Annotated in this window: 23 protein-coding genes and 1 tRNA gene; 12 read left to right on the top strand and 12 right to left on the bottom strand. The window is 61.1% G+C overall.

Annotated features, from left to right (window positions below; genetic code table 11):
• Nucleotides 1-32: 32 nt before the first annotated feature.
• The 5 genes from QWJ46_RS09380 to QWJ46_RS09360 all read left to right on the top strand — a co-directional run bounded on the left by QWJ46_RS09380 (nucleotide 33) and on the right by QWJ46_RS09360 (nucleotide 3856).
• Entirely contained in the window at nucleotides 33-209 is a 177-nt protein-coding gene (locus QWJ46_RS09380; protein ID WP_020922424.1) for a hypothetical protein, read from the top strand.
• Between the two features lie 5 nt (nucleotides 210-214).
• Nucleotides 215-1168, top strand: coding sequence for a site-specific tyrosine recombinase XerD (xerD, locus tag QWJ46_RS09375; protein WP_184460267.1), 954 nt, complete (start codon nucleotides 215-217; stop codon nucleotides 1166-1168).
• A gap of 63 nt (nucleotides 1169-1231) precedes the next feature.
• A complete protein-coding gene (locus QWJ46_RS09370) occupies nucleotides 1232-2185 on the top strand; it encodes an acetyl-CoA carboxylase carboxyltransferase subunit alpha (RefSeq protein WP_008527808.1) in 954 nt (317 codons plus the stop codon).
• Between the two features lie 196 nt (nucleotides 2186-2381).
• On the top strand, nucleotides 2382-3626 hold the full coding sequence (locus QWJ46_RS09365) for a murein L,D-transpeptidase family protein (RefSeq protein WP_302750837.1): 1245 nt from the start codon (nucleotides 2382-2384) through the stop codon (nucleotides 3624-3626).
• Nucleotides 3627-3631: 5 nt separating this feature from the next.
• Nucleotides 3632-3856 (top strand): sulfurtransferase TusA family protein, encoded by a 225-nt coding sequence (locus QWJ46_RS09360; protein ID WP_302750836.1) that lies wholly within the window; start codon nucleotides 3632-3634, stop codon nucleotides 3854-3856.
• A gap of 60 nt (nucleotides 3857-3916) precedes the next feature.
• Here QWJ46_RS09360 and QWJ46_RS09355 read toward each other — a convergent pair whose 3' ends face one another.
• Together QWJ46_RS09355 and QWJ46_RS09350 are read right to left on the bottom strand one after the other, a co-directional pair.
• Nucleotides 3917-5086, bottom strand: a complete 1170-nt coding sequence (locus QWJ46_RS09355) for a GTP-binding protein (RefSeq protein WP_302750835.1) — start codon at nucleotides 5084-5086, stop codon at nucleotides 3917-3919.
• Between the two features lie 29 nt (nucleotides 5087-5115).
• Nucleotides 5116-6249 carry a D-alanyl-D-alanine carboxypeptidase family protein gene (locus QWJ46_RS09350; protein WP_302750834.1) on the bottom strand — a complete coding sequence of 378 codons (1134 nt, stop codon included), beginning with the start codon at nucleotides 6247-6249 and terminating at the stop codon, nucleotides 5116-5118.
• 157 nt (nucleotides 6250-6406) lie between these two features.
• Here QWJ46_RS09350 and QWJ46_RS09345 point away from each other — a divergent pair, with 157 nt between their 5' ends.
• The 3 genes from QWJ46_RS09345 (at nucleotide 6407) to QWJ46_RS09335 (ending at nucleotide 8533) form a co-directional block, all read left to right on the top strand.
• On the top strand, nucleotides 6407-7570 hold the full coding sequence (locus tag QWJ46_RS09345) for a M20 aminoacylase family protein (protein WP_302750833.1): 1164 nt from the start codon (nucleotides 6407-6409) through the stop codon (nucleotides 7568-7570).
• Between the two features lie 54 nt (nucleotides 7571-7624).
• Nucleotides 7625-7701 (top strand) — tRNA-Arg (locus QWJ46_RS09340).
• A gap of 622 nt (nucleotides 7702-8323) precedes the next feature.
• On the top strand, nucleotides 8324-8533 hold the full coding sequence (locus QWJ46_RS09335) for a hypothetical protein (RefSeq protein ID WP_184454840.1): 210 nt from the start codon (nucleotides 8324-8326) through the stop codon (nucleotides 8531-8533).
• Here the strand turns inward: QWJ46_RS09335 and QWJ46_RS09330 are convergent.
• Complete coding sequence (locus tag QWJ46_RS09330; RefSeq protein WP_302750832.1) at nucleotides 8517-9302, bottom strand: Crp/Fnr family transcriptional regulator; 786 nt, start codon at nucleotides 9300-9302, stop codon at nucleotides 8517-8519. The genes QWJ46_RS09335 and QWJ46_RS09330 overlap by 17 nt on opposite strands.
• A 241-nt stretch (nucleotides 9303-9543) precedes the next feature.
• Here QWJ46_RS09330 and QWJ46_RS09325 point away from each other — a divergent pair, with 241 nt between their 5' ends.
• Nucleotides 9544-9828 carry a hypothetical protein gene (locus QWJ46_RS09325; protein ID WP_184454838.1) on the top strand — a complete coding sequence of 95 codons (285 nt, stop codon included), beginning with the start codon at nucleotides 9544-9546 and terminating at the stop codon, nucleotides 9826-9828.
• Between the two features lie 352 nt (nucleotides 9829-10180).
• On the opposite strand, the gene QWJ46_RS09320 is transcribed toward QWJ46_RS09325, so the two are convergent.
• A complete protein-coding gene (locus QWJ46_RS09320; protein ID WP_184454837.1) occupies nucleotides 10181-10699 on the bottom strand; it encodes a DUF2937 family protein in 519 nt (172 codons plus the stop codon).
• A gap of 145 nt (nucleotides 10700-10844) precedes the next feature.
• On the opposite strand from QWJ46_RS09320, the gene QWJ46_RS09315 reads away from it, so the two are divergent.
• On the top strand, nucleotides 10845-11102 hold the full coding sequence (locus QWJ46_RS09315; RefSeq protein ID WP_184454836.1) for a hypothetical protein: 258 nt from the start codon (nucleotides 10845-10847) through the stop codon (nucleotides 11100-11102).
• A 120-nt stretch (nucleotides 11103-11222) separates the two neighbouring features.
• The gene (locus QWJ46_RS09310) at nucleotides 11223-11375 is read left to right on the top strand and encodes a hypothetical protein (RefSeq protein ID WP_184454835.1); all 153 of its coding nucleotides are present in this window, start codon (nucleotides 11223-11225) and stop codon (nucleotides 11373-11375) included.
• A gap of 69 nt (nucleotides 11376-11444) precedes the next feature.
• Here the strand turns inward: QWJ46_RS09310 and QWJ46_RS09305 are convergent, their stop codons facing one another.
• Together QWJ46_RS09305 and QWJ46_RS09300 are read right to left on the bottom strand one after the other, a co-directional pair.
• A complete protein-coding gene (locus tag QWJ46_RS09305; protein ID WP_302750831.1) occupies nucleotides 11445-11735 on the bottom strand; it encodes a BON domain-containing protein in 291 nt (96 codons plus the stop codon).
• 60 nt (nucleotides 11736-11795) lie between these two features.
• Nucleotides 11796-12446, bottom strand: coding sequence for a hypothetical protein (locus QWJ46_RS09300; RefSeq protein ID WP_302750830.1), 651 nt, complete (start codon nucleotides 12444-12446; stop codon nucleotides 11796-11798).
• 377 nt (nucleotides 12447-12823) lie between these two features.
• Between QWJ46_RS09300 and dxr the strand changes: the two genes are divergently transcribed.
• Nucleotides 12824-14014, top strand: coding sequence for a 1-deoxy-D-xylulose-5-phosphate reductoisomerase (dxr, locus tag QWJ46_RS09295; RefSeq protein ID WP_302750829.1), 1191 nt, complete (start codon nucleotides 12824-12826; stop codon nucleotides 14012-14014).
• A gap of 139 nt (nucleotides 14015-14153) precedes the next feature.
• Here dxr and QWJ46_RS09290 read toward each other — a convergent pair whose 3' ends face one another.
• The 6 genes from QWJ46_RS09290 to QWJ46_RS09265 all read right to left on the bottom strand — a co-directional run bounded on the left by QWJ46_RS09290 (nucleotide 14154) and on the right by QWJ46_RS09265 (nucleotide 21468).
• Nucleotides 14154-15239 (bottom strand): ABC transporter ATP-binding protein, encoded by a 1086-nt coding sequence (locus tag QWJ46_RS09290; RefSeq protein ID WP_302750828.1) that lies wholly within the window; start codon nucleotides 15237-15239, stop codon nucleotides 14154-14156.
• An 11-nt stretch (nucleotides 15240-15250) separates the two neighbouring features.
• Nucleotides 15251-17173: a glycoside hydrolase family 127 protein gene (locus QWJ46_RS09285; RefSeq protein ID WP_302750827.1), complete on the bottom strand. Its 1923-nt coding sequence runs from the start codon at nucleotides 17171-17173 to the stop codon at nucleotides 15251-15253.
• Between the two features lie 127 nt (nucleotides 17174-17300).
• The gene (locus tag QWJ46_RS09280) at nucleotides 17301-18164 is read right to left on the bottom strand and encodes a carbohydrate ABC transporter permease (RefSeq protein ID WP_302750826.1); all 864 of its coding nucleotides are present in this window, start codon (nucleotides 18162-18164) and stop codon (nucleotides 17301-17303) included.
• Nucleotides 18161-19078: a carbohydrate ABC transporter permease gene (locus tag QWJ46_RS09275; RefSeq protein ID WP_302750825.1), complete on the bottom strand. Its 918-nt coding sequence runs from the start codon at nucleotides 19076-19078 to the stop codon at nucleotides 18161-18163. Before QWJ46_RS09275 ends, QWJ46_RS09280 begins: the two co-directional genes overlap by 4 nt.
• Before the next feature lie 73 nt (nucleotides 19079-19151).
• Nucleotides 19152-20390, bottom strand: a complete 1239-nt coding sequence (locus QWJ46_RS09270; RefSeq protein WP_302750824.1) for a sugar ABC transporter substrate-binding protein — start codon at nucleotides 20388-20390, stop codon at nucleotides 19152-19154.
• 55 nt (nucleotides 20391-20445) lie between these two features.
• Nucleotides 20446-21468, bottom strand: coding sequence for a LacI family DNA-binding transcriptional regulator (locus QWJ46_RS09265; protein WP_302750894.1), 1023 nt, complete (start codon nucleotides 21466-21468; stop codon nucleotides 20446-20448).
• Between the last annotated feature and the right edge of the window lie 93 nt (nucleotides 21469-21561).

Below are 21561 nucleotides of genomic sequence, written 5' to 3'. Positions count from 1 at the left end.
ATAACAGAAGCAGAGCATGAAGGAGTTGCCGGATGCCGACCCTGTTCCGTTTCCTGTTCTTCTGCGCGATCCTCGCCGGGACGGTTTACGGAGCGATGTGGGCGCTCGTGACCTTCGTCGAGCCGCAGCAGCGCGACGTGACGATCCGTATTCCCTCCGAGCGGGTCAATCCGCCGGCGACGGGCACGATCGATACGACCGGGAAGTGAGTGAGATGATGGATCTAAGCCGCGTCCACGTGGAATCCTTCTTGGAAATGATGAGCGCCGAACGTGGCGCTGCCGTCAACACCCTACAATCCTACCAGCGCGACCTCGACGATGTCAGCGCTTTCCTGAACGGCCGCAGCATAAGGTTGACCGAAGCCGTCTCGACCGACCTGGCCGCCTATCTCGCCTCGCTGGCGCGCCAAGGCTTCAAGCCCTCTTCGCAGGCACGCCGGCTTGCCGCCATGCGGCAATTCTACAAGTTTCTCTATGCCGAGGGCCTGCGCACCGACGACCCCACCGGCGTTCTCGACGCGCCGAAGAAGGGGCGTCCGCTGCCGAAGACGATGAGGGTCGAGGAGGTCGGCAGGCTGCTGTCCCAAGCGCAGGCCGAGGCCGACGACCCGGCCCCCGGCCAGTTGCAGCGCCTGCGCATGCTGGCGCTGCTGGAACTGCTCTATGCCACAGGCATGCGTGTCAGCGAACTCGTCTCGCTTCCCGCCCGCGTGCTCGACCAGGAGGGCCGCTTCCTGATGATCCGCGGCAAGGGCAACAAGGAGCGGCTGGTGCCGCTGTCGCACTCGGCGATCGCGGCCCTGAAAACCTATGGGCGCCTGCTGGCGGCCGAAACCGCCGCGGCGAAGCAGCCGCAGGAAAGCCCCTGGCTGTTTCCCGCCGCCTCCAAGGAGGGATATCTGCCGCGCCAGGTTTTCGCGCGCGACCTTAAAAACCTGGCGATCCGCGCCGGCCTGACGCCGTCGCTGATCTCGCCGCACGTCATGCGCCACGCCTTTGCCAGCCACCTGCTTGCCAACGGCGCCGATCTGCGCGTCGTGCAGGAACTCCTCGGCCATTCGGACATTTCGACCACACAGATCTACACACATGTCCTCGAAGAGCGGCTGCAGCAGCTCGTCCAGACGCATCACCCCCTTGCCAAACAGGCGAAAAAGCACGAATAGGACCGGCGACAAGGGGCGGAGCCAGGAAAACGCCCCGCGGCACAAGGAACGGAAACGCACCTCATGCACAATTATCTCGACTTCGAAAAGCCGATCTCCGACCTCGAAGGCAAGATCATCGAGCTGAAGAAGCTCGCAACGGAAGACGAGAGCATCGACACCACCGATGAAATCGGCCGGCTGGAGGTTCGCGTCCGTGAGGCGATCGTCGAAATCTATTCCAAGCTCAATGCCTGGCAGAAGACGCAGGTCGCTCGCCACCCGCAGCGCCCGCATTTCGTCGATTACGCCAAGACGCTGTTTCAGGAATTCACGCCGCTTGCCGGCGACCGCAAATTCTCCGAGGACGCCGCAATCCAGGCTGGCCTTGCCCGCTTCCGCGGCCAGCCCGTCGCCGTCATCGGCCAGGAAAAGGGCAACGACACCAAAACCCGCCTGAAACACAATTTCGGCAGCCCCCGGCCGGAAGGCTACCGCAAGGCGATCCGCATCCTCGAGATGGCCGATCGTTTCGGCCTGCCTGTCATTTCGCTGGTGGATACGGCCGGTGCCTATCCCGGCGTCGGCGCCGAAGAGCGTGGCCAGGCCGAGGCGATCGCCCGTTCGACGGAAATGTGCCTCGGCGTCAAGGTTCCCCTCGTTTCCGTCGTCATCGGCGAGGGCGGCTCGGGCGGCGCGATCGCGATTGCCACCGGCAACAGGGTCTATATGCTCGAGCATTCGATCTACAGCGTGATTTCGCCGGAAGGGGCGGCCTCCATCCTCTGGCGCGATTCGACCCGCGCCCGGGAAGCGGCGACCAACATGAAGATCACCGCCGAAGACCTGAAATCGCTCGGCGTCATCGACGGCATCATTTCCGAGCCGCTCGGCGGCGCCCATCGCGATCCCGACAGCGTGATCGCCGCAACCGGCGATGTGATCGCCAATGCGCTGGGCGAAATGGCATCGCGTTCCGGCGAACAGCTGCGCAATGAGCGACGTCAGAAATTCCTGAATATGGGCCGCAACCTCTAAGACAAGTTGCGCTTTTCAGCGATTGGGGCCAAATCTTGGCCACATTGATATTATCTGTAACATTCGCGCTTGCGGGGATGTTCGGGGCACGTCATAGGCTGGTAAGGTTTTATAAAGTATAAGCCGCCTATGATTCCTTCCAATGCCCGAACTCCATAGGCGGACCGGGTCGCACTATCTTTATGGGCTAATTTGGATGCGCATACGTCATTTTGCCTATGTTTCCCTCATGGCGCTGGCTCTCACCGGCTGCAATGACGCGTTGGAAACCGCGCAGGTCGATCTCTCCAAGGTCAAAAACAAGGTCGAGCAGCCGCTCCCTCCCCATATCCTCAACGCCATGGCCGCCAAGGGCATGGACCGCAATTCGCCGATCATGATCCGCATCTTCAAGGAAGAAGGTGCCATGGAGATCTGGAAGGCGAAGACCGACAACCGTTTCGACAAGATCGCCGATTACAAGATCTGCGCCTGGTCCGGCCGCCTCGGCCCGAAGGTCAAGACCGGCGACCGGCAGGCGCCGGAAGGCTTCTACGAGCTGACACGCGCCAACCTGAACCCCAATTCCAAATATTATCTGGCGATCAATACCGGCTTCCCGAACCGCTACGACGCGGTGAACGGCCGGACCGGCTCCGATCTGATGATCCACGGCGCCTGCTCGTCCTCCGGCTGCTATTCGATGACCGACCAGCAGGTGCTGGAGATCTATGCGTTCGCCCGCGACGCCTTCAAGGGCGGCCAGTCGACGGTGCAGCTGCAGGCCTTCCCATTCCGCATGACGGCGGAAAACATGGTCAAGCATCGTCTCGACCCGAACAACGACTTCTGGAAGATGCTGAAGGTCGGCTACGACAATTTCGAAGTGACGAAGCGCCCGCCCGAGGTGAACGTCTGCGAGAAGAAATATGTCTTCAACCAGCAGGCAACCGATGGCGGCGCCTTCAATGCCGCCGGCAAATGCCCTGCCATGTCGACGCCGCCGGCGCTGACGGCAGCCCTTGCCTCCTATGGCAAGACCTATGACGCCGACTACGCCAAGGCGATGAGCAAATATGACGGCATGGCCTGGTACGATCCGTCCGAAGCCGAGCGCAAGGCCGTCGTCGCCAAGACGCGCAAGGGCCGCGAACTGGCTTATGCCCCGACCGGCACCTCGCTGGAAGCGGGCCGCATGGTCAAGGTCGCCGAACTCGAAGACCTGATGGCCAAGCGCACGACGCAGAGCCTCACCGCCAACTCCGCGGCCGGCGCCACACCCGCAGCGCCGGCCCAGCTGCAGGCAACGGCGCAGCCGCAGGCAGTGGCAGTCGCTGCCGCGACCCCGGCGTCCGTGCCGGTGCCGACGCCGAACCCGCTGGCCTATACGGCGCCCGAGCCGCAGGAAACGGCCGAGGCTGCGGCAAAGAAGCCGTTCTGGAAGTTCTGGGCACGGAACTGAACGGCTTGAACCCCGTTCTCTACGATCTTCGCGGCCTGAAATGCCCACTCCCCGTGATGAAGACACGCCGGAAGCTTGCCGCCATGGCAAGCGGCATGCTCATCCTCGTCGATACCAGCGATCCGATGGCGGTGATCGACATGCCGCATTTCTGCAATGAGGACGGCCACGACCTGGTCGAGACGGAAAAGACCGACAGCGGTCATCGCTTCCTGATCCGCAAGCGGTAAAACATGTCACCAGCGCATCGACCTGAAAATCGGACTCGATAAGAACGACGCGGCGCGCCGTTAGATGCGCAAACCCGGAATGGCGAGCGGATTGTCGGACAGCGCCTGACGATCCGGCGTGTCGATCCGCGGCTTGCCGAGGAAGGCGTCAAAGAGATCCTTCACGAAGGCCTCGGGCAGGTCCTTGGTGATCAGCACCATGCGCGTGCGCCGGTCTTGCGGATCCGGCCACGCCGGCAGCCGCACCGGCGGGTGGAAGATGCTTTGGACGCCGTGCAGTACCAGCGGCCGTTCCGGCCGGTCGGAGACGGATACGATCGCCTTCATCCGCAGCAGCTTTTCGCCATGGGCCGAGCGCAAGAGATCGACGAACATTTCGAGCGCCATCGGATCGATCGGCTTCTCCTCGACGATGGAGAAAGACCGGATCGCGGCATCGTGACGATTGATGTCGTGCGGATCCTGACCCGCATGGCCGTGATCATGGCGGTGGCCGTGGTGATGGTGATCGCCATCGTGATCATGATCTTGGCCGTGAGTGTGGTGATGCGCCTCGTGCGCATCCTCGTCCTGCAGCCAGCGGCCGACATCGGCGATCTTCGTCGCCGGATCATAGAGCCCGTTCACCAACACGGCGGCGCTGCCGGCCTCGGCGCCATCGGCATCCATCATCGCCGCGCGCGGATTGAGCGTCCGCAGGCGCTGTTCCAGCTCCGCCGTCCCACCGGCCATCGATGTCTTCGAGACGATCAGCCGGTCTGCGACGGCCGCCTGCTTGCGTGCTTCCTCGTGATTGTCGAGCGTCTGCAGCCCGTTGACCGCATCGACGACCGTCACGACACCGTCGAGTTCGAAATTCGTGGCGATGACCGGATTGCCCATGATCGCCTGCATGACGGGCGCCGGATCGGCAAGGCCGGTTGTTTCGATGACGACGCGCTTCACCGGCTTGACGCGGCCCGTCTGCACGGCGTCCATCAGGTTCGCCAGCGTATCGACAAGCTCGCCGCGCACGGTGCAGCAGAGGCAGCCATCGGACAATTCGATGATCGAATCGCCGGAACTTTCGACCAGCAGATGGTCGATGCCGACATCACCGAATTCATTGATGATGACAGCCGCATCCTTCATCTTGGGGTCTTTGAGGATGCGGTTCAGCAGCGTCGATTTGCCGGCGCCGAGAAAGCCGGTCAGGATGGTGACCGGAATCCTGTCGTTGAACGCGCTCATATCTGCCTTACCTTGGAAGCCATCTCGTCTTAAAACGCGGTCGGGCGCGGCAGCGGCACCGGCACGTTGGCGATGCCGCCAGCCGTATCGCCGGTCGCCACCTTTTCCGGCTGCTGAGGCGGCTGCGGGTCCTGCCCCGGAATGAGGCCGGCGAAGACGAATTGCGGGTCGTGGTCCATTTCCAGAATATAGGGCGAGTGCACCTTCATGCGGCCGACCTCGTCTCGCGTTTCGCTGCGCACCTTGGCGCCCTTGGCGCTGCAGATATCGGCGGTAATGTCGGTCACCTGGTCTTGTCCCGGCCCGTAGGGCTTCAGCGAGCCGAGCGTGTCGCTGCCGGGAAACTGCGTCGTAAAGCCCTTCTGCAACAGGTTCGCCGTCGCGTCGGCACGCGCCGCGAGACTGTCCGTGCCGAGCACGACGGAAACAAGCGTACGGCCGTTGCGCGTCGCCGAACCGATCTGGTTGAAGCCCGAGGCGCAGATGAAGCCGGTCTTCATGCCGTCGGCGCCGGCGAAGCGGCCGATCAGCATATTGAGGTTCGGCACGTTCTGCTGGCCGGTGGTGAAGCCCTCGAGCGCGAAATAACTGGCATATTGCGGAAAGTCGCGACGCAGCGCCACCGTCAGCACCGCCAGGTCGCGCGCCGTGGTGTACTGGCCTTTGCCGGGCAGGCCGTTCGGATTGACGAAGTGCGAATCCGTCATGCCGAGCTTCAGCGCCTCGCCGTTCATCCGGGTCACGAAACCTTCCTGCGTACCGCCGACGGCTTCTGCGACCGCGACGGCAATGTCGTTGGCCGATTTCACCATCAGGATCTTCAAGGCACTGTCGAGTGTCAGCTTCTGGCCCGGCTTGAAATACATCTTGGCGGCCGGTTGGGCGGCGGCGCGTTTGCTGATAACGATGGGCGTATCGAGGCTGATCTGACCGGCGCGGATCGCATCGAAGACCGTATAGACGGTCATCAGCTTGGTGAGCGAGGCCGGATACCACTTGCGGAAGGCTTCTTCGTGTTCGAGGACGCGGCCTGTCTGCACGTCGACGAGAATATGCGGGTTGGCCTGAACGAGCGAAGCGGAGGCGACAAAAGCGGCAGTCGCGGCAATCATGAAACGAAACGGCCGCATAGCGGCAAACAAACGGGAGTGGCTCGTCGACACGGTTCGTCCTTCAGATGTCCGGAAAATCTCGCAACCTTCATCTATCTAGCCTATATGGCTATGACATGGCAAAGGTCATTGACGAAGTAATTTGCACGGGCTCACGCCCTTTTGAAGCGACGAACGATTGTCGGAATTTGATAACAGGAACGCCAATATGCCGATTTTGAACAGAGCCGCCGAATTGCAGGACGAAGTCGCCGAATGGCGCCGCCATATCCATGCCCGGCCCGAGCTTCTTTTCGCGGTGGAAAACACGGCCGCTTTCGTCGCTGAAAAACTCAAGGAATTCGGGGTCGATGAGATCGTCACAGGCATCGGCCGCACCGGCGTCGTCGGCCTAATCAAGGGCAAGGGCGAAGGCCGCCGCACGATCGGCCTGCGCGCCGACATGGATGCCCTGCCGCTGACCGAAGTCACCGGCAAGCCCTGGGCTTCGAAGACGCCGGGCAAGATGCATGCCTGCGGCCATGACGGCCATACCGCCATGCTGCTCGGCGCCGCGAGATATCTCGCCGAAACCCGCAATTTCAACGGCAATATCGCGGTCATCTTCCAGCCCGCCGAAGAAGGCGGCGGCGGCGGCAATCTGATGGTCAAGGATGGCATGATGGAGCGCTTCGGCATCGAAGAGGTCTACGGCATGCACAACCTGCCGGGCCTGCCTGTCGGACAGTTTGCGATCCGCAAGGGCGCCATCATGGCGGCGACCGACGAATTCACCGTCACCATCAAGGGCCGCGGCGGCCACGCCGCCCAGCCGCACCGGACGATCGACCCGATCGCCATCGCCGCCCAGATTGTCAGCAACCTGCAGATGATCGCCTCGCGCACCGCCGATCCGATCCGCTCGGTCGTCGTCTCGGTGACCAAGTTCAATGCCGGTTTTGCCCATAACGTCATCCCCAATGACGCGACTTTCGCCGGCACCGTCCGCACCCTCGATGGCGAGATGCGCACACTTGCCGAAACGCGCTTCCGGCAGATTATCGAAGGCTTGGTCGCAGCCCATGGCGCCGAGGCCGAAATCAGCTTCAACCGCAACTACCCCGTCACCGTCAACCATCCCGATGAGACCGAGCACGCGGTCGCCACTGCGAGCGCCATTGCCGGCGAAGCAAACGTCAATGCCGAAATCGATCCGATGATGGGCGGCGAGGACTTCTCCTATATGCTGAACGCCCGTCCCGGCGCCTTCATCTTCATCGGCAACGGCGACAGCGCCGGCCTGCACAACCCTGCCTACGACTTCAACGACGAAGCCATCGCCCACGGCATCTCCTATTGGGTGCGCCTCGCCGAACAACGCTTGGGTCTCTGACAAGAATTAAGGCTTGGCTTCGCGCCAAGCTTTTTGTATGCATGGCATCCAAGTGGTCCCGTAGCTCAGCAGGATAGAGCACCAGATTCCTAATCTGGGGGTCGCGCGTTCGAATCGCGCCGGGATCACCATCCAAATCAAGTGCTTAGCACTGATTTTCCGTCATTCTGTGTCGCATTCATGTTGCAACCGCTCGCATTGGTTTACAGTCATTTCAACGAGCTAGCGGCAAATCCATGCAACATGCGGTGCAACATGGAAGCCGCGAATCTCTCAAACGCTTCTCGCCGGCACCCATGCAGTTGGTCCATCGAGTACCGCCGCGGACTCACGAAGCCTGCCGAGGTTTGAACACAAGACGTGCTGTAAACCTGAAACCCCATCAAGCTCAGTATTCCGGGCTCCATCGGCACGCGTGTAATCCATTTCGCGCACAATATCCAAAGCTGCTTCTGCGAGTTCGACAAGATTGACCAGATCATAGAAAATTGCGCTGAAATGCTGCGCCCGGCCGGCGGTTCTTGCTTGAAAGGGCTGTAATCTAGATCACGAAAAAGATGGCGGGCGATCTGGACTCCGCCGGTGCTACAAGAGATCGGAGCCAAGCTGCTCCGGGAGGGATTCGCCCGGACAGGAGCCCCGCTCAACGAAACGATTGGTGTGATTAACCCACGAAATACTTCGTGTTTGCGATCCTGCTTGATCAGGCGCCATTCAGCCCTACCCTTCGCTTGCCGGGGAAATGAGGCTGTCATGATCCCATCGCCAATTGCACAGGCGCAGAACGTGCTGAATGACGCCGAAGTGGCCCTCTGCCAAAGGGTCTTCGATCACGTGGCATCGGCGAAAAAGATCACCTCGGACCCGCAGCGCCAGGACCTAGCCTCTCGGATCATTCAGTCTTATCAGCACGGCTTAAAGGATGAGGACAGTTTGTTGAGCCTGCTTATTGATTTTCGATAGTAGAGCCAGACCACGTACCCCACGCCCCCTTCAATCTTGCCGGTCTTTGATCGTCTGACGACGGGGACCCAAGAAGACGTTCGTACTCGGCTTCCGGGGCGCCGTAACAACCATCGGCAACATCGAGGAGAACTTGGCGGTTTAAAATCTGGACGTTCCCTCGCGTCGACCTAATGGCGCGCATGCCCTCGAGGATATGCAGATGGTCGGTGACACCGGACCGCCTGACACCAAGCATTAATGCCAGAAACTCGTGAGTAACGGGCATAGTGTCCACGAGAAGACGGTCATGGCACATAAGCAGCCATCTCGCGAGACGCTGATGCATGTTGTATCGGCCCGCCGCCAGAGCCGAGTAAGCCAGTTGCAACTCCCGCGTGTGAACATAGCGGAGAAACATCAGGCGAGTTGCTTCGTCGCGCAAGAGCGGCAGGAAGCGGCTGGTGGGCAGTTCAATGCCGTCCCCTGAAACCTGCATGAAAGCGCGGTTTGGCATCCGATCGACGCCGAGCACCACCGGATATCCGCTCATCCCCTCGTATCCAATCTGACCCACCTCGATGCCTGTTCCGTTTGGAGCCACGGCCACCATTGAAGCTAAGCCGCTCTCAATAAAACAAACGCGCTCAATGGGTTGATTAGGTTCAACCAAAGACCGGCGGACCGGAAGATCAACGCGATTCAGGTCTGATGCGATATGCTCAAAAGCCTCCTCTCGAAGCCTTCGCAGCAACTTGTTCCTGGTATTTTTTTGCGCAATTTGTGTCACAGCGTCACGCCTCCCTGTGTCTGCGTTGGCATAGTCATTTGCCGATTCAGACCCATTCGCCCTCTTAAACGCACGAGCGAGGCAATCGATACCGTTTTAATCCCAATTGCTAATATGCTCCACCCCAGCGGAACCTGCATGCGAAAAATCGGTTTGGCGACAAACTGCAGGGAATTGCCACCTGTGTAAGCCTGGCCTGGAAGCCTCATTCTCAGCCGCCACGTGCAGGTGATTGCCAGACGTGGAACGACTGGAGATGGGGAGTGCATTGCCCACCTATTATTTTCACATCAAACACGCTGACCACATCGTGCTCGACCCAGACGGTGAGATGTTCCTTGACTTGAACGCAGCAAGAGAAGAGGCAGGCGAAGCCCTCAGAGAACTAGTTGGCAGGGCCATCTTATCCAATCAGAAGGAACTCCCGCAGGCGATCGAGATTCGGGACGTCCATGGTCATCTGGCTGCCGAAGTTCATATCGATGCAGCAATACCCCAGATCGCGCATCGAAAACGAGATCGATAGCGCTGCTATCCCAATCTTCAGTTGATCCTCAACCAGTGCCGCAGCCACGCAACCGCTCCATCGCTCGCCCAGGTGATGGTCGCGCCGGCCGTAAGCCCAGCGAGTGCGATTATCCCAGAGATGCCAACGAAGTGAACGGTCACGCTAAACCTGAGCAACTGAGGGCGGCGATTATTCGCGCCGCGGATGAAGCTGGCGGAACGACCATCGCCGTTCTTCATTGAGCTGGGCAGAGCATCTTGCGGCGGCCGCTTGCTTTAATTCGTCTGCTTCGGCACATGCTGCCGGAGGAATGGAAGCACTGATCTCGTCTTGAAGATGGGCAGCAGGGCGCCTGACCTCCGGTATTGGCTCACGGCAGCTGACGATAGGCTCGTCGTCCGCGGCCAACGCGTCGCGCCCCCCATCCCAGCAGCGCCGCCGCAACCGATCCGCCGACAAAACCGATCGCGCCCCAGACCAGTCCGGCGAAGCTGACCGGCAGGCCGGGCACGAAGTCGCGCCAGGTATTGGCGAAAACCACATCATCCGCATTCCTCAGCAGCACGAAGGGCTTGGCGACAGGAGCGGCGGTGCCGAGTTTCAGTTGCTGCGACTGCAGCGTTTCATAACGGGTGATCGTGCTTTGCATGGAAATGCCGCGGTCGCGCAGGAAATCGTCGGAAGATTGGGCATAGGCGTTCAGCGCCTGCTGGCGGTCGAGCTGGTGCTGGGCGGCTTGGCGGTTGAAGTCCTCGACGATGACACGCAGCTCATCGATCGCGCCGCCGATCCGCTGGCGATATTGTTGCGCAAATTCCGGCGCCTGCGAAAACACCGTGCCGCCGGCAAGACCGGCAACAATGGCGATGATCCTTGCAATCTGTCCCACGACCGTGGCCTCCGGCTGTTTCCTGCGCTAACGATCCGCGGCCGCAAAGGTTTCTGCCTTCGACACAATCGGTAACGCTATGTGATTGAACCGGCGGCGCTTCCGGCCGTTGACACCGTGACCAACTCAGAAAGAGAGGCTCGTCATGAAACAGTTCATTCTTGCTTGCACGCTCGCTGCAGCGTCCGTCCTTTCCGCCATGCCATCCCAGGCGGCCAGCGTGACTATCACCACGGATAACCCGCGTCCTTATTATACCGATTCGGAGCGCCCCTATTATCGCCACCGGCCCTACTACCGCCATCACATGATGCGCCGCGTCTCCGAGGATTGCTTCACCAAGACGGAAAGAATCCGCCGTCACGGCCATACGATCATCAAGGAGACCCGGATCTGCCGATAAGGCAGTGTCTAGGCACGAAAAGCCCGGCCGCTCCTCCCCTGGTCGGGCTTTTCCTCTGATTTCGCCATGAGGAACTTCGCGACATCGGCCGCGTTTATCGCGAAAACGGGAGAACGCATCATGCGTATCAAGATGACTCTTTTGGCAATCGCCTATGTCGCCGTCAGCGCTCTGCTGCTCGCCATCGCCTATCAGCCGCAGGGGCCGGTGGCCACAGCGAAGACCGATCGACCGGCCGGTTCATCCTTCCTCGTCGAGCGCTTCGCTGGTTGATCGGCCAAGCGCCGGCGTAGCACCGTGAAGGCGCCGGGCGCGCTCGCAAGCGGGTAGGTTTCGATAATATCAATGCGGGTTGCCGACGGCAGACCCGCTGAGCAGGATTCGGTTCTGCACCGCATTGACGCCTTCGACCGCCCTGGCGACAGCGGTTGCCCGTTCGATCTCCCCGACCGTACCGACAGTGCCTGTCAATACGACCTGACCTTCCTCCATCGTCACTTCCACATCCGAGGCATCGATGCCGCCGGCGATTGCCAATGCATTGGCGACGGCGGCCTCGAGAGATGCGCGATTGGCGATCTCCGCTTCCATTTCGGGCGCAAGTCCGTGAAATGTCGGCTCTTTGAAAACCATATTCCGTTCCTCCGAAAGATCTCAAGAAGAAACGCCATCGGCCCCGTTTGGTTTCCTGCGTTACCAGCTGACGCGATAGCGGAGATTGACGCTGCCGGCCTCATCGGGCGAGAACGGATTGCTGACCGAGGCATCGAGGTTGAGATTCGGCAGGATCGCCTGGTTGACCGCCACCGTGCTCGAGAAGTCGCCGCTGGCATTGCTGACGCCTGCGCCGGCCGAAAGCGAGGTCCCGGTCCAGGGATAGATCAGCTTCAGCGCCTGCGATGCCGTTACCGAAGTCTCCCTGGCATCGACCGGGTCGTAACGGACGCTGAGGGAGCGGCTCGATTGCATGTCGAGCGAGTCCGACAGGATCCAGCTGCGCGAGCGGCTGAGCGTCAGAGCGCCGCTGCCGCGCAGCGTATCGACGCTGACCCTGGCGCCCCGCTGCGATTGACCCGCCGGCGTAACGGTCGTCTTGCTGATCCTGCCCCAGAGCATGACCTGTTCGGAATCTGGCAGCGGCGCACCGGCTTTTGTTGCTGCCAATGCGAGGTCGGCGCCGGCGCTCGTCTCCCATTCGGCCGGCAGACGAAAACCCATCGTCGCCTTGTACGACCGATCCGAGACCTTGGCAGGCGACCAGATCAGCAGGTCGTCCGCCTTCGCAGCCGCGCTCAGCGGAGGCACGATGGCGAAAAGAAGGATGGCTATTCTGAATGTCGTCATGTGATCCGATCGTTTTGACCTGACACGTGCCGGCTCATCGAACGGCACGATACCGCACCAAAGTGCTCGCAGCGAACGCGAACGGGCAGCACGGCCAAGCCGTTCATCCCGATGTCATCCTCGATTTAATGTTGGCCGAAAAAGCCGAGGGCAGCCAAGTGCCCGTTTTTCAATGGCCGCCGCAGCGCCCCGATAGCCCATGCGCCCAAGACAGACCGCATGGGAATCACATCCCTTCGGGAATGTCATAAGGATCACATCCCACCGCCGCTCTGTAAACCCCCGAAGGGCTGATATCTGCTGCACCGCACACTTGCCGCACCCTCCAAACCCTAGTAGAGCCTGAGCCTACGAGAGACATTTTCGCGAAATTCCAAATGATGACCGGCAAAACCGCGCCGCGGCGCCTCAGCATCTTCGGCTCAACCGGGTCGATCGGCCGCAATACCCTCAATGTTGTCGAACATCTGGGCGGGCGGGAGAACTTCGAAATTTCCGTTCTGACAGGCAACGGCAATGTCGAGCTGCTCGCCCGGCAGGCCAGATCCTTCGGTGCGCGGCTGGCAGTGACGGCAAACGACCGGCATTATGAAGCGCTGAAGAGCGAACTTTTCGGCAGCGGCATCGCGGTCGCGTCGGGAAAATCCGGCCTCATGGAAGCGGCCGACCGCGATGCCGACTGGGTGATGGCGGCAATCGTCGGCACTGCGGGTCTGGCGCCGACGCTTGCCGCTGCACGCCGTGGCGCCGATATCGCCCTTGCCAACAAGGAATGTCTGGTCTCGGCCGGCGATCTCTTCATCGCTGCGATCCGCGCCGGCGGCGGAAAACTGCTTCCCGTCGACAGCGAGCACAATGCGATTTTCCAGGTGCTGGAAGAAAACCAGCGCCATGCCGTCGAGCGTGTCATCCTGACCGCCTCGGGCGGCCCTTTCCGTACCGCTTCGTTGAAGGAGATGGCCGATGTGACGGTGGAAACCGCGCGCGCCCATCCGAACTGGTCGATGGGCTTGAAGATCTCGATCGACAGCGCCTCGATGTTCAACAAGGCGCTGGAGATGATCGAAGCCCGCCACCTTTTCGGGCTGAGGCCCGAACAGATCGAGGTGATTTTCCATCCGCAGTCGATCATCCATTCCATGGTCGGTTATACCGACGGTTCGGTGCTGGCGCAGCTCGGCGCGCCTGACATGCGCACCGCCATCGGTTACGCGCTGTCCTTCCCGCGCCGGCCGAACTTGCCGGTCGAGCGGCTGGATTTCGCCAGACTCGCGCGGCTCGATTTCGAGGCGCCGGATGAGGTGCGGTTCCCCGCCTTGCGGCTGGCGCGCCTTGCGATGACGCGCGGCGGCGTTCAGGGCGCGGTGCTGAACGGCGCCAAGGAAGTAGCGCTCGAAGCCTTCATCGAAGGGCGCCTGTCCTTCCTCGCCATGGCTGAGGTCACCGAGAGGGTCATGGACGAACTGGCCGGCCTGCCGCCGGCTGCCGGCATGGACGACGTTTTCAACGCCGACAGGCAAGCCCGGCAACGGGCGGCAAAGCTGATGAAACTCGATCTCGTCGGGTGAGGGCTCGGGCGGCTGCAGAGCAATTCCAGGAAAAGTGCGAAGCGGTTTTCCCAGGCAAAGCGCAAAGCGCTTTTGCCGGGAATTGCGTAAATCCAAAAAGTTAGAGCGGTTCAGCACTTCCGTGAAAACCTGAACCGCTCTATCGCAGCCGATTGCCGCCCTCATCGAACAATCGGCAATTCGACGGCTCGAACTGCAGGCTGACCTCTTCGCCGGCCGCAATGCTGGTCGGCGACCGGTGCTCGACGGTGAGCGACTGGCCATCGCAGAGCTGGCAGTAGAGATACTGCGTTCCGCCGAGATACTCGGAAAAATCGACCCTTGCCGTAAGGCCGCCAGTCAGCTCGGGCGCCACTTTCAGATGCTCCGGCCGCAGACCGAGCGTCACGGCCGCACCGGCCGGCCTGTCTTTCGGCAGCAGGCCACTTTCGACGCGCCCGCCGGCAACGTCGACCAGGCCGTCTTTGCTCCATCGGGCATTCAGGAGATTCATCCTCGGCGAGCCGATGAAGCCCGCCACGAATGTATTCGAAGGATTCTCGTAGATTTCCCGCGGTGTCCCGGCCTGCTCGACGCGGCCGTCGCGCAACACGACGATCTTGTCGGCGAGCGTCATCGCCTCGGTCTGATCATGCGTGACATAGATCATCGTGTTGCCGAGCTCGCGATGAAGGCGGGCGATCTCGATGCGCATGGACACACGCAGCTCCGCATCGAGATTGGACAGCGGTTCGTCGAACAGGAAAACATCGGGCTCGCGCACGATCGCCCGGCCGATCGCCACGCGCTGGCGTTGGCCGCCGGAAAGCTGGCCGGGGCGCCGGTCGAGCAAATGGTCGATCTTCAGGATCGCCGAGGCTGCCTTGACGCGCTTCTCGATCTCCGCACCATTCGTACGCGCCATCTTCAGGCCGAAGGCCAGGTTGTCGCGCACGCTCATATGCGGATAGAGCGCGTAGGATTGGAAGACCATGGCGATGCCGCGCTCGGACGGATCGAGATCGGTGACAACACGTCCCTTGATCTCGATCTCCCCATCGGTCACGTCCTCAAGACCCGCGATCATGCGAAGCAGCGTCGATTTTCCGCAGCCGGACGGACCGACGAAGACGACGAAATCGCCCTCCTCGATCGTCAGGTCGATGCCGTGGACCACCGGCAGATTGCCATAGCTTTTTCGCACGTCCTGAAGGACGACGCTCTTGTTACCCATACCGTTCGTCATCCCCAAACGACCTACTTGTCCGCCTGGACCCAGACGAGCATCTCTCCGGGCGCGCGGTTGTCCCAGAGATGATAGGGCACGAAGCGCGCGGTGGCGACCCGCCTTTCGGCCGGCGCCTTGCGATAGAGCGAAGTGCCCCAATTCGATGTTTCCTCACGCTCAACCTTGAGATCGAGTGCGACGGCATTATTGAGGTCCTTCAGCACGACGGTTTCGGCGGCCGGGAGTTCGCGAGGCAGAACGATGGCGTTGAGGTCTTTGCCATTGTCCGTTGTTTCCACACAATAGACGAGGGGGCCGCGCATCAAGGCGACACGGCCGGCATCCTGGCGCACTTTCGGGTTTGCATATTGCGGGCGAAGCGCCAGCGGCAGGTAGAGGGCGACGCGATCGCCGTCCGCCCATTCGCGGTCGATCCTGGCATACCCGTCGCGGACATGGGCGCCGAGCTCGAGCATCGTCCCGTTGACGCTGAGGGTTGCGCCCTCCGCCCAGTCCGGAATGCGCAGCGACAGTGCAAACTGAGCCGGTTTTGTCAGCCTGGCCGTGAAGGCAACGGCGCCGTCCCACGGATAGTTGGTGCTCTGCTCCAACGCCACCTCGGCGCCATTGGCAAGCTTCAGCCGGGCGGTGCTTTCGCCATAGAGATGCACGGCGATCTCATCGTCGGCAACCGCATACATGTATGAGCCGATCGACGTCACCAGACGGGCGATGTTCGGCGGGCAGCACGGGCAATGGTGCCATTTCCAGCGATGGTGCTTGCCCGCACTTTCCAGCGGATTGTCATAGAAGAAGGTCTTGCCGTCGGTGGAAAGACCCGGCAGCGCGCCGTTATAGAGCGCCTGCTCCATGATGTCGGCGTAACGCCGGTCCGGCCCGCGCCCGAGCATGCGGCTTGCCCAGAAGACCAGGCCGACGGAGGCGCAGGTTTCCGCATAGGCCGTGTCGTTGGGCAGATCGTAATAATCGGTGAAGCCTTCGTTGGAGGCGGCCGGGCCGATGCCGCCGGTGATGTACATCTGCTTGGTGGTCAGATCGTCCCAGAGCGTTTCGAGCGCCGCCGTCAGGCTGTCGTCCTTATATTCGGTGGCGATGTCGGCCATGCCGGAATAGAGGTACATGGCGCGCACGGCATGGCCGACGACCTTCGTCTGTTCGCGTACCGGCAGGTGCGCCTGTCCATATTCATAGGTCTTCTGATGGAAGTCGGCAGCGCTGCGGCCGTCGCGAGCGGCCTCCGCCGTGAAAAAGTGGGGCTCGGTGCCGCGTTCGTCGATGAAGAATTTCGAGAGGTCGAGATATTTCTTCTCGCCGGTCACGCGGGCAAGCTTGACCAGTGCCAGCTCGATTTCCTCATGGCCGCAATAGCCTGGTATTTGACCCTCGCCATGGCCGAAAACCTTGATCATGTAATCGGCGTAGCGGCACATGATATCGAGCAGCTTTCGCTTGCCGGTCGCCTGATAATAGGCGACCGCGGCTTCCATCAGATGGCCGGCGCAATAGAGCTCGTGATGGTCGCGCAGGTTGGTCCAGCGGCGGGATGGCTCGACGCGCTGGAACCAGGCGTTCAGATAACCATCCTTGTCCTGCATCTTCTCATACATGTCGATGATCTCATCGGCGCGCGCCTCCAGCTTCGGGTTCGGCCGGCGATAAAGCGAATAGGCGATGGTCTCGATCGACTTGCCAAGATCCGAATCCCAGAACATCTGCGTCGTGCCGCCCCAGGGCTGGATCGGAATGACGACGCCGGGGCTCGGCTGGCTGACGTCGATCGCCTTCAGCATACCGGCCTCGACGCAGCGGTCGAGCAAGGTTTCAGCGGTGGAATTGCAGACGGCGTCCTGCCATTTGCCCCAGAAACCGCCGAGCTCGACATCGGGAACGGCGACGAGACGAAACTGGCGGTCGTTGCTTGATTTGGTCATGGGCTCTACCTTGAGCATGATGCCGAAAAGTGTGAGCGGTTTTCGGACGACATCATGCTCTAACTATTTAATTTAGAACAGGATTCAGATTTTAGGCCGACGGCCTAAAATCATCCTGTTCTTGGGATCATTTCACCGCGCCGGCCATCAGCCCGCGCATGTAGTAGCGTTGCAGGAGCAGGAAGACGATCAGGCAGGGGATCGTCATGACGACGACACCGGCCTGCACCGCTCCCCAGTTGATGGCGCCGAGCCGTCCGGCGCGAACCGCCGTCATCAGCACCGGCAGGGTGTATTTCTCATTGCTCGAGAGGAGCACGAGCGCGGCAAGAAACTCGTTCCAGGCATTGAGGAAGGCAAAGATCGCCACCGTCGCGACACCGGGCAGCACCAGCGGCAGGAGAACCCGCGCCAGGAGCTTCAGATCGCGCGCGCCGTCGATGCGCGCGGCCTCCTCGATTTCCTTCGGCACGGCATCGAAAGCATTGCGCATCATGAAGACCGAGAAGGGCAGCTGCAGCGTCACATAGACGAGCGTCAGCCCGAGCAGTGAATTGTTGAGGCCGAGTTTTGCCAGGATGATGAAGAGCGGCGTCAGGATCGACTGGAACGGGATCATCAAAGTGGCGATGATCAGCACGAAGAGTGCATTCTTCATCGGGAAGCGATAACGCGAGAAGCCATAGCCGGCGAGCAGGCTGACGAGGACGGTGAGCACCACGGTAGCGACCGAAACGAGCAGCGAATTGATCATGTGCTGCCAGATGCCGGCGCCGAACGTATCGAGTAGCGCATAGGCGTCGAAGCTGACGCCGGATGTCGGCCACGGCGGCAAGGGCGGCAGGCTGGCTTCGGCACCCGGCCGGAAGGAGGCGAGCAGCGTGATCGCGAAGGGCGCCAGAAAGAAGATCGAAATGGCGATGCCTGTCAGATGATAGGCCGACTTCGTGCGGATGGCCTTGCGGGCGCGGCGTTGCCTTGATGTCGTCATGAACGCTCCTCTCCGACGCGAAGCAGCCAGAGCTGCACGATGCTGATGGCGACCAGGATGGCGAGAAGGGCTATCGAGAGCGCTGCGCCATATCCGAGATTGAAGGAGACGAAGGACTGGTTGAAGATGTAATAGACCACCGAGATCATTTTGTTCTGCGGTCCACCCGCCGTCATGATGTAGAACTGGTCGAAAGCGAGGATCGAGCCGGTGACCGAGACGATCAGCGCCAGCGCGATCGTCTTGCGCATCAGCGGCAGCGTCAGATGCCGGAAACGCTGCCAGCGGCCGGCGCCGTCGATGCGGGCCGCCTCGGTCAGCTCGGATGGAATGGCCTGCAGCCCGGTCAGCAGAATGATCATGGTGAAGCCGGCGATCTTCCAGACGACCATCACCACAACAGTCAGGAAGGCGGTGTCGAAGGTCGCAAGAAGATTGGGGCTCTTTTCCACAAGACCGAGCGCTTTCAGGGCGGGGCCGATGAAGCCGCTATCGACATTGGCGAGCCAGACCCAGAGCAGCGAGGCCGTGGCAAGGCCGACCACGACCGGCAGGAAGATGATCGTGCGGTAGGCGCTGACGAACTGCCGTTCCTTTTCGACGAAGATCGCCAGCGGAAAGGCGACGGCGAAGATCGCGATGGTGACGATCACGGTGTAATAGGCGGTGAAATTCAGTGCCGCCATGAAACGGGTGTCGTTGACCATGCGGTAGTAATTGTTGAAGCCGATCCAGCGCGACGCTCCCATCAGCGGCCAGTTGTGCAGGCTCATCCATCCGGTGAAAAGAACCGGCATGACGAAGAAGACGATGACCAGCGCCATGGCAGGCGCGATGTAGAGAGGGCCGCGCCAGTTGGATCTGCGCCGCCGCCTCAGCCGAGGCAATAGGGTCTCTGAACCGGAACCGGTCATCAAACGCTCCGCATCTGTCTATGGAAGTTGGCCGGGAAGCTGCCACCGCTCCCCGGCCGCGGCCTTGGGAGAGTTATTGGCCGCTATCGATGATCGACTGCATTTCCGACTGGGCGCTGGAGAACGCACCGTCGACATCGTCGCCGAAGATCGCCGCGTTGGTGAAGCTTGCCCACGGACCGTTGGCGCTGTTGATCAGGTCGTTGAACTGCAGCGTATAGGGCGTCTTGGCGACACTGATCGCCTTCAGGCCGACCTGCATGCGCGGATCGAGACCTTCCAGCACCTTGTCGGCGATATCGCCGCGTGTCGGCAGGCTGCCATATTTCGCCATGATCTTCTGGCCGTCCATCGAATAGATATATTCGAGAAATTCCTTCACCGCGTCGATCTTCTTCGTTCCCTTGGTGATGACGAAATTGTCGCCACCGGCAAAGGAGGAAGGCTTGCCGTCGACACCGGGAATGAGGGTCACGCCGAAATCGATCTCGGGATGCTGGGTCACCAGCGTGCCGATGGCAAAGGCGCCGAGGCTCTGCTGGCCGATCTTGCCGTTGGTGAAGGTCAGGAAGTTCGTACCGTTGTCGCTGGCCGCACCCGCCGGCACCAGGTCCTTCTTGACCATGTTGCGGTAGATGTCGACGGCCTTGCGCGTCTGAGGCGTATCGAGCGTCGCTTTCTTGCTGTCGGCCGACAGGATATCGGCGCCGGCACCCCAGGTGAGCGGCGTGAAGGTGAAGATCATGCAGCCGCCGCAGCCGCCGCCGGAGAAATAGAAGCCATAAGTATCGTCACCGAGAGCCCGGATCTTCTCGGCATTGGCGGTGATTTCATCCCAGTTATCAGGCGCCTTTTCCGGGTCGAGACCGGCCTTCTTGTAGAGATCCTTGTTCCAGGCGAAAACCGATGTCTCGACGGAGAGCGGCAGGCCGTAGATCTTGTCCTGATAGGTGCCGAGGCGGACATGCGACGGCGACAGCGAGTTGAAATAGGGCAGCGACTTCGCCCAGTCCGTCAGATCCTCCAGCTGGCCCGCCGCCGCAAAGGCTGGATTGTAGATGAGGTCCATCGACAGCGCATCGGGCGCCTGTCCGCCGGCAATTGCCGTCGCATATTTCTGCACCAGTTCGGAGAACGGCACTTCGGTCATCACGACCTTGTTCTCATGACTGGAATTATAGGCTTCGACGACTTTCTTGAAGGCGTCGCCGATCCCCGACCGGACCCACATTTCGACGTTTTCGGCAGCCGATGCAGCCGACACCAGGCACAAAGTAGCGATGCCGGTCGCCGCCAATAGACGCTTGATCATGACACTCCTCCCAATATGGCGCATCTCCTCGCGCCTTTGCTCATTTCCCTGATTCTTATTCCTCGGGGGTCCTGCCCCCGCATGACCGCCGGACGACGAGCCGGCAGGGCAACTTCCTCACTCCCGGCTCGACAGGCCGTCCTTCCGCAAGCGCCAGCACCGTCAATCCGGCCTGCCGCCCGAGCTCCTTCAGCTCCATATCTACCGTCGTCAGCGGCGGCCGCGTCTGGGCCGCAACAATCTCCCAATTGTCAAAGCCGATCACCGAGACGTCCTGCGGCACCTTGACGCCGCGCTCGCGCAGCGCATCTACGGCGCCCCGGGCGATCTGGTCGTTGCCGCAGAAGAGCGCATCCGGCTTTTCCCCCGGCCTCTCCCAAAGCTGTTCCACCGCCTCATGGCCCCAGTTTTCCGACCAGACGCCATAGAGCACCGGCTCGCGGTGGCCCGCCACCTGATGATAGGCGCCGGCCCGCTCCCGCACCGAAAAGAAGTCTTCCGGCCCGGTAATATGGGCAATCCGCCGCCGCCCGATCGTCGCGAGCCATTCGACCGCCAGCCTCGCACCCTGCTCGTCGTCCGAACGAAAGGTAACGCTGTTCTGCGTTCCCTCGGTGAAGGCGTAGACGACAGGCACATGCAAATTCGACAGGTCGACAGGCAGACGCCTGTCCAGCCGCTTGCCGGTGGCGATGATGCCGTCGACCTGCTTGTCCAGCATCGCATCGACGTGGATCTGGGCGAGCGCCGGATCGTCTTCGATGGCGCACAGGAAAACCGAGACCCCGTGATCCACCAGCGCGTCCGAAATACCCGCCATCACAGGCAGCGTGAAACGGCCGTACGTGTCGTTGGTCAGCAGCCCGATGGTGAAGCTGCGTTTGCTGAGAAGCCCTCTTGCCAGCGCATTCGGCCGATATCCGATTTCGCCGGCGATCCGCTTCACCCGTTCGCGGGTTTCCGCTCCCATCCGGCCGGTGTCGTTGAGCGCCTTCGACGCCGTCGAAATGCTCACGCCAGCAGCCGACGCGACCTCATGGATGGTGATCCTGCCTCTTTTTCCTCCCGATACGTTCAGAACGTCCTCCTTCTGAATTGGCTTGAGAAAAGCTTTTACCAGTCTTATTGTCAAGTGAGAAAAGGTTTTCTCATGCAATTCGAAAGATCGAAC

Origin of the sequence: Rhizobium sp. CBN3, assembly GCF_030518245.1 — a bacterium.
GTDB classification, from domain to species: Bacteria; Pseudomonadota; Alphaproteobacteria; order Rhizobiales; family Rhizobiaceae; genus Rhizobium; species Rhizobium aethiopicum_A.
The sequence above is the reverse complement of the archived record's forward strand: the minus strand, read 5'-3'. Positions and strand labels throughout refer to the sequence as shown.

Bases quoted from the DNA above. Each gene is read 5' to 3' on its own strand.
- QWJ46_RS09380 (WP_020922424.1), top strand. From the start codon at position 33: ATGCCGACCCTGTTCCGTTTCCTGTTCTTCTGCGCGATCCTCGCCGGG.
- xerD (WP_184460267.1), top strand. From the start codon at position 215: ATGATGGATCTAAGCCGCGTCCACGTGGAATCCTTCTTGGAAATGATG.
- QWJ46_RS09370 (WP_008527808.1), top strand. From the start codon at position 1,232: ATGCACAATTATCTCGACTTCGAAAAGCCGATCTCCGACCTCGAAGGC.
- QWJ46_RS09365 (WP_302750837.1), top strand. From the start codon at position 2,382: ATGCGCATACGTCATTTTGCCTATGTTTCCCTCATGGCGCTGGCTCTC.
- QWJ46_RS09355 (WP_302750835.1), bottom strand. From the start codon at position 5,086: ATGAGCGCGTTCAACGACAGGATTCCGGTCACCATCCTGACCGGCTTT.
- QWJ46_RS09345 (WP_302750833.1), top strand. From the start codon at position 6,407: ATGCCGATTTTGAACAGAGCCGCCGAATTGCAGGACGAAGTCGCCGAA.
- QWJ46_RS09335 (WP_184454840.1), top strand. From the start codon at position 8,324: ATGATCCCATCGCCAATTGCACAGGCGCAGAACGTGCTGAATGACGCC.
- QWJ46_RS09315 (WP_184454836.1), top strand. From the start codon at position 10,845: ATGAAACAGTTCATTCTTGCTTGCACGCTCGCTGCAGCGTCCGTCCTT.
- QWJ46_RS09310 (WP_184454835.1), top strand. From the start codon at position 11,223: ATGCGTATCAAGATGACTCTTTTGGCAATCGCCTATGTCGCCGTCAGC.
- QWJ46_RS09305 (WP_302750831.1), bottom strand. From the start codon at position 11,735: ATGGTTTTCAAAGAGCCGACATTTCACGGACTTGCGCCCGAAATGGAA.
- QWJ46_RS09300 (WP_302750830.1), bottom strand. From the start codon at position 12,446: ATGACGACATTCAGAATAGCCATCCTTCTTTTCGCCATCGTGCCTCCG.
- dxr (WP_302750829.1), top strand. From the start codon at position 12,824: ATGATGACCGGCAAAACCGCGCCGCGGCGCCTCAGCATCTTCGGCTCA.
- QWJ46_RS09290 (WP_302750828.1), bottom strand. From the start codon at position 15,239: ATGACGAACGGTATGGGTAACAAGAGCGTCGTCCTTCAGGACGTGCGA.
- QWJ46_RS09285 (WP_302750827.1), bottom strand. From the start codon at position 17,173: ATGACCAAATCAAGCAACGACCGCCAGTTTCGTCTCGTCGCCGTTCCC.
- QWJ46_RS09280 (WP_302750826.1), bottom strand. From the start codon at position 18,164: ATGACGACATCAAGGCAACGCCGCGCCCGCAAGGCCATCCGCACGAAG.
- QWJ46_RS09275 (WP_302750825.1), bottom strand. From the start codon at position 19,078: ATGACCGGTTCCGGTTCAGAGACCCTATTGCCTCGGCTGAGGCGGCGG.
- QWJ46_RS09270 (WP_302750824.1), bottom strand. From the start codon at position 20,390: ATGATCAAGCGTCTATTGGCGGCGACCGGCATCGCTACTTTGTGCCTG.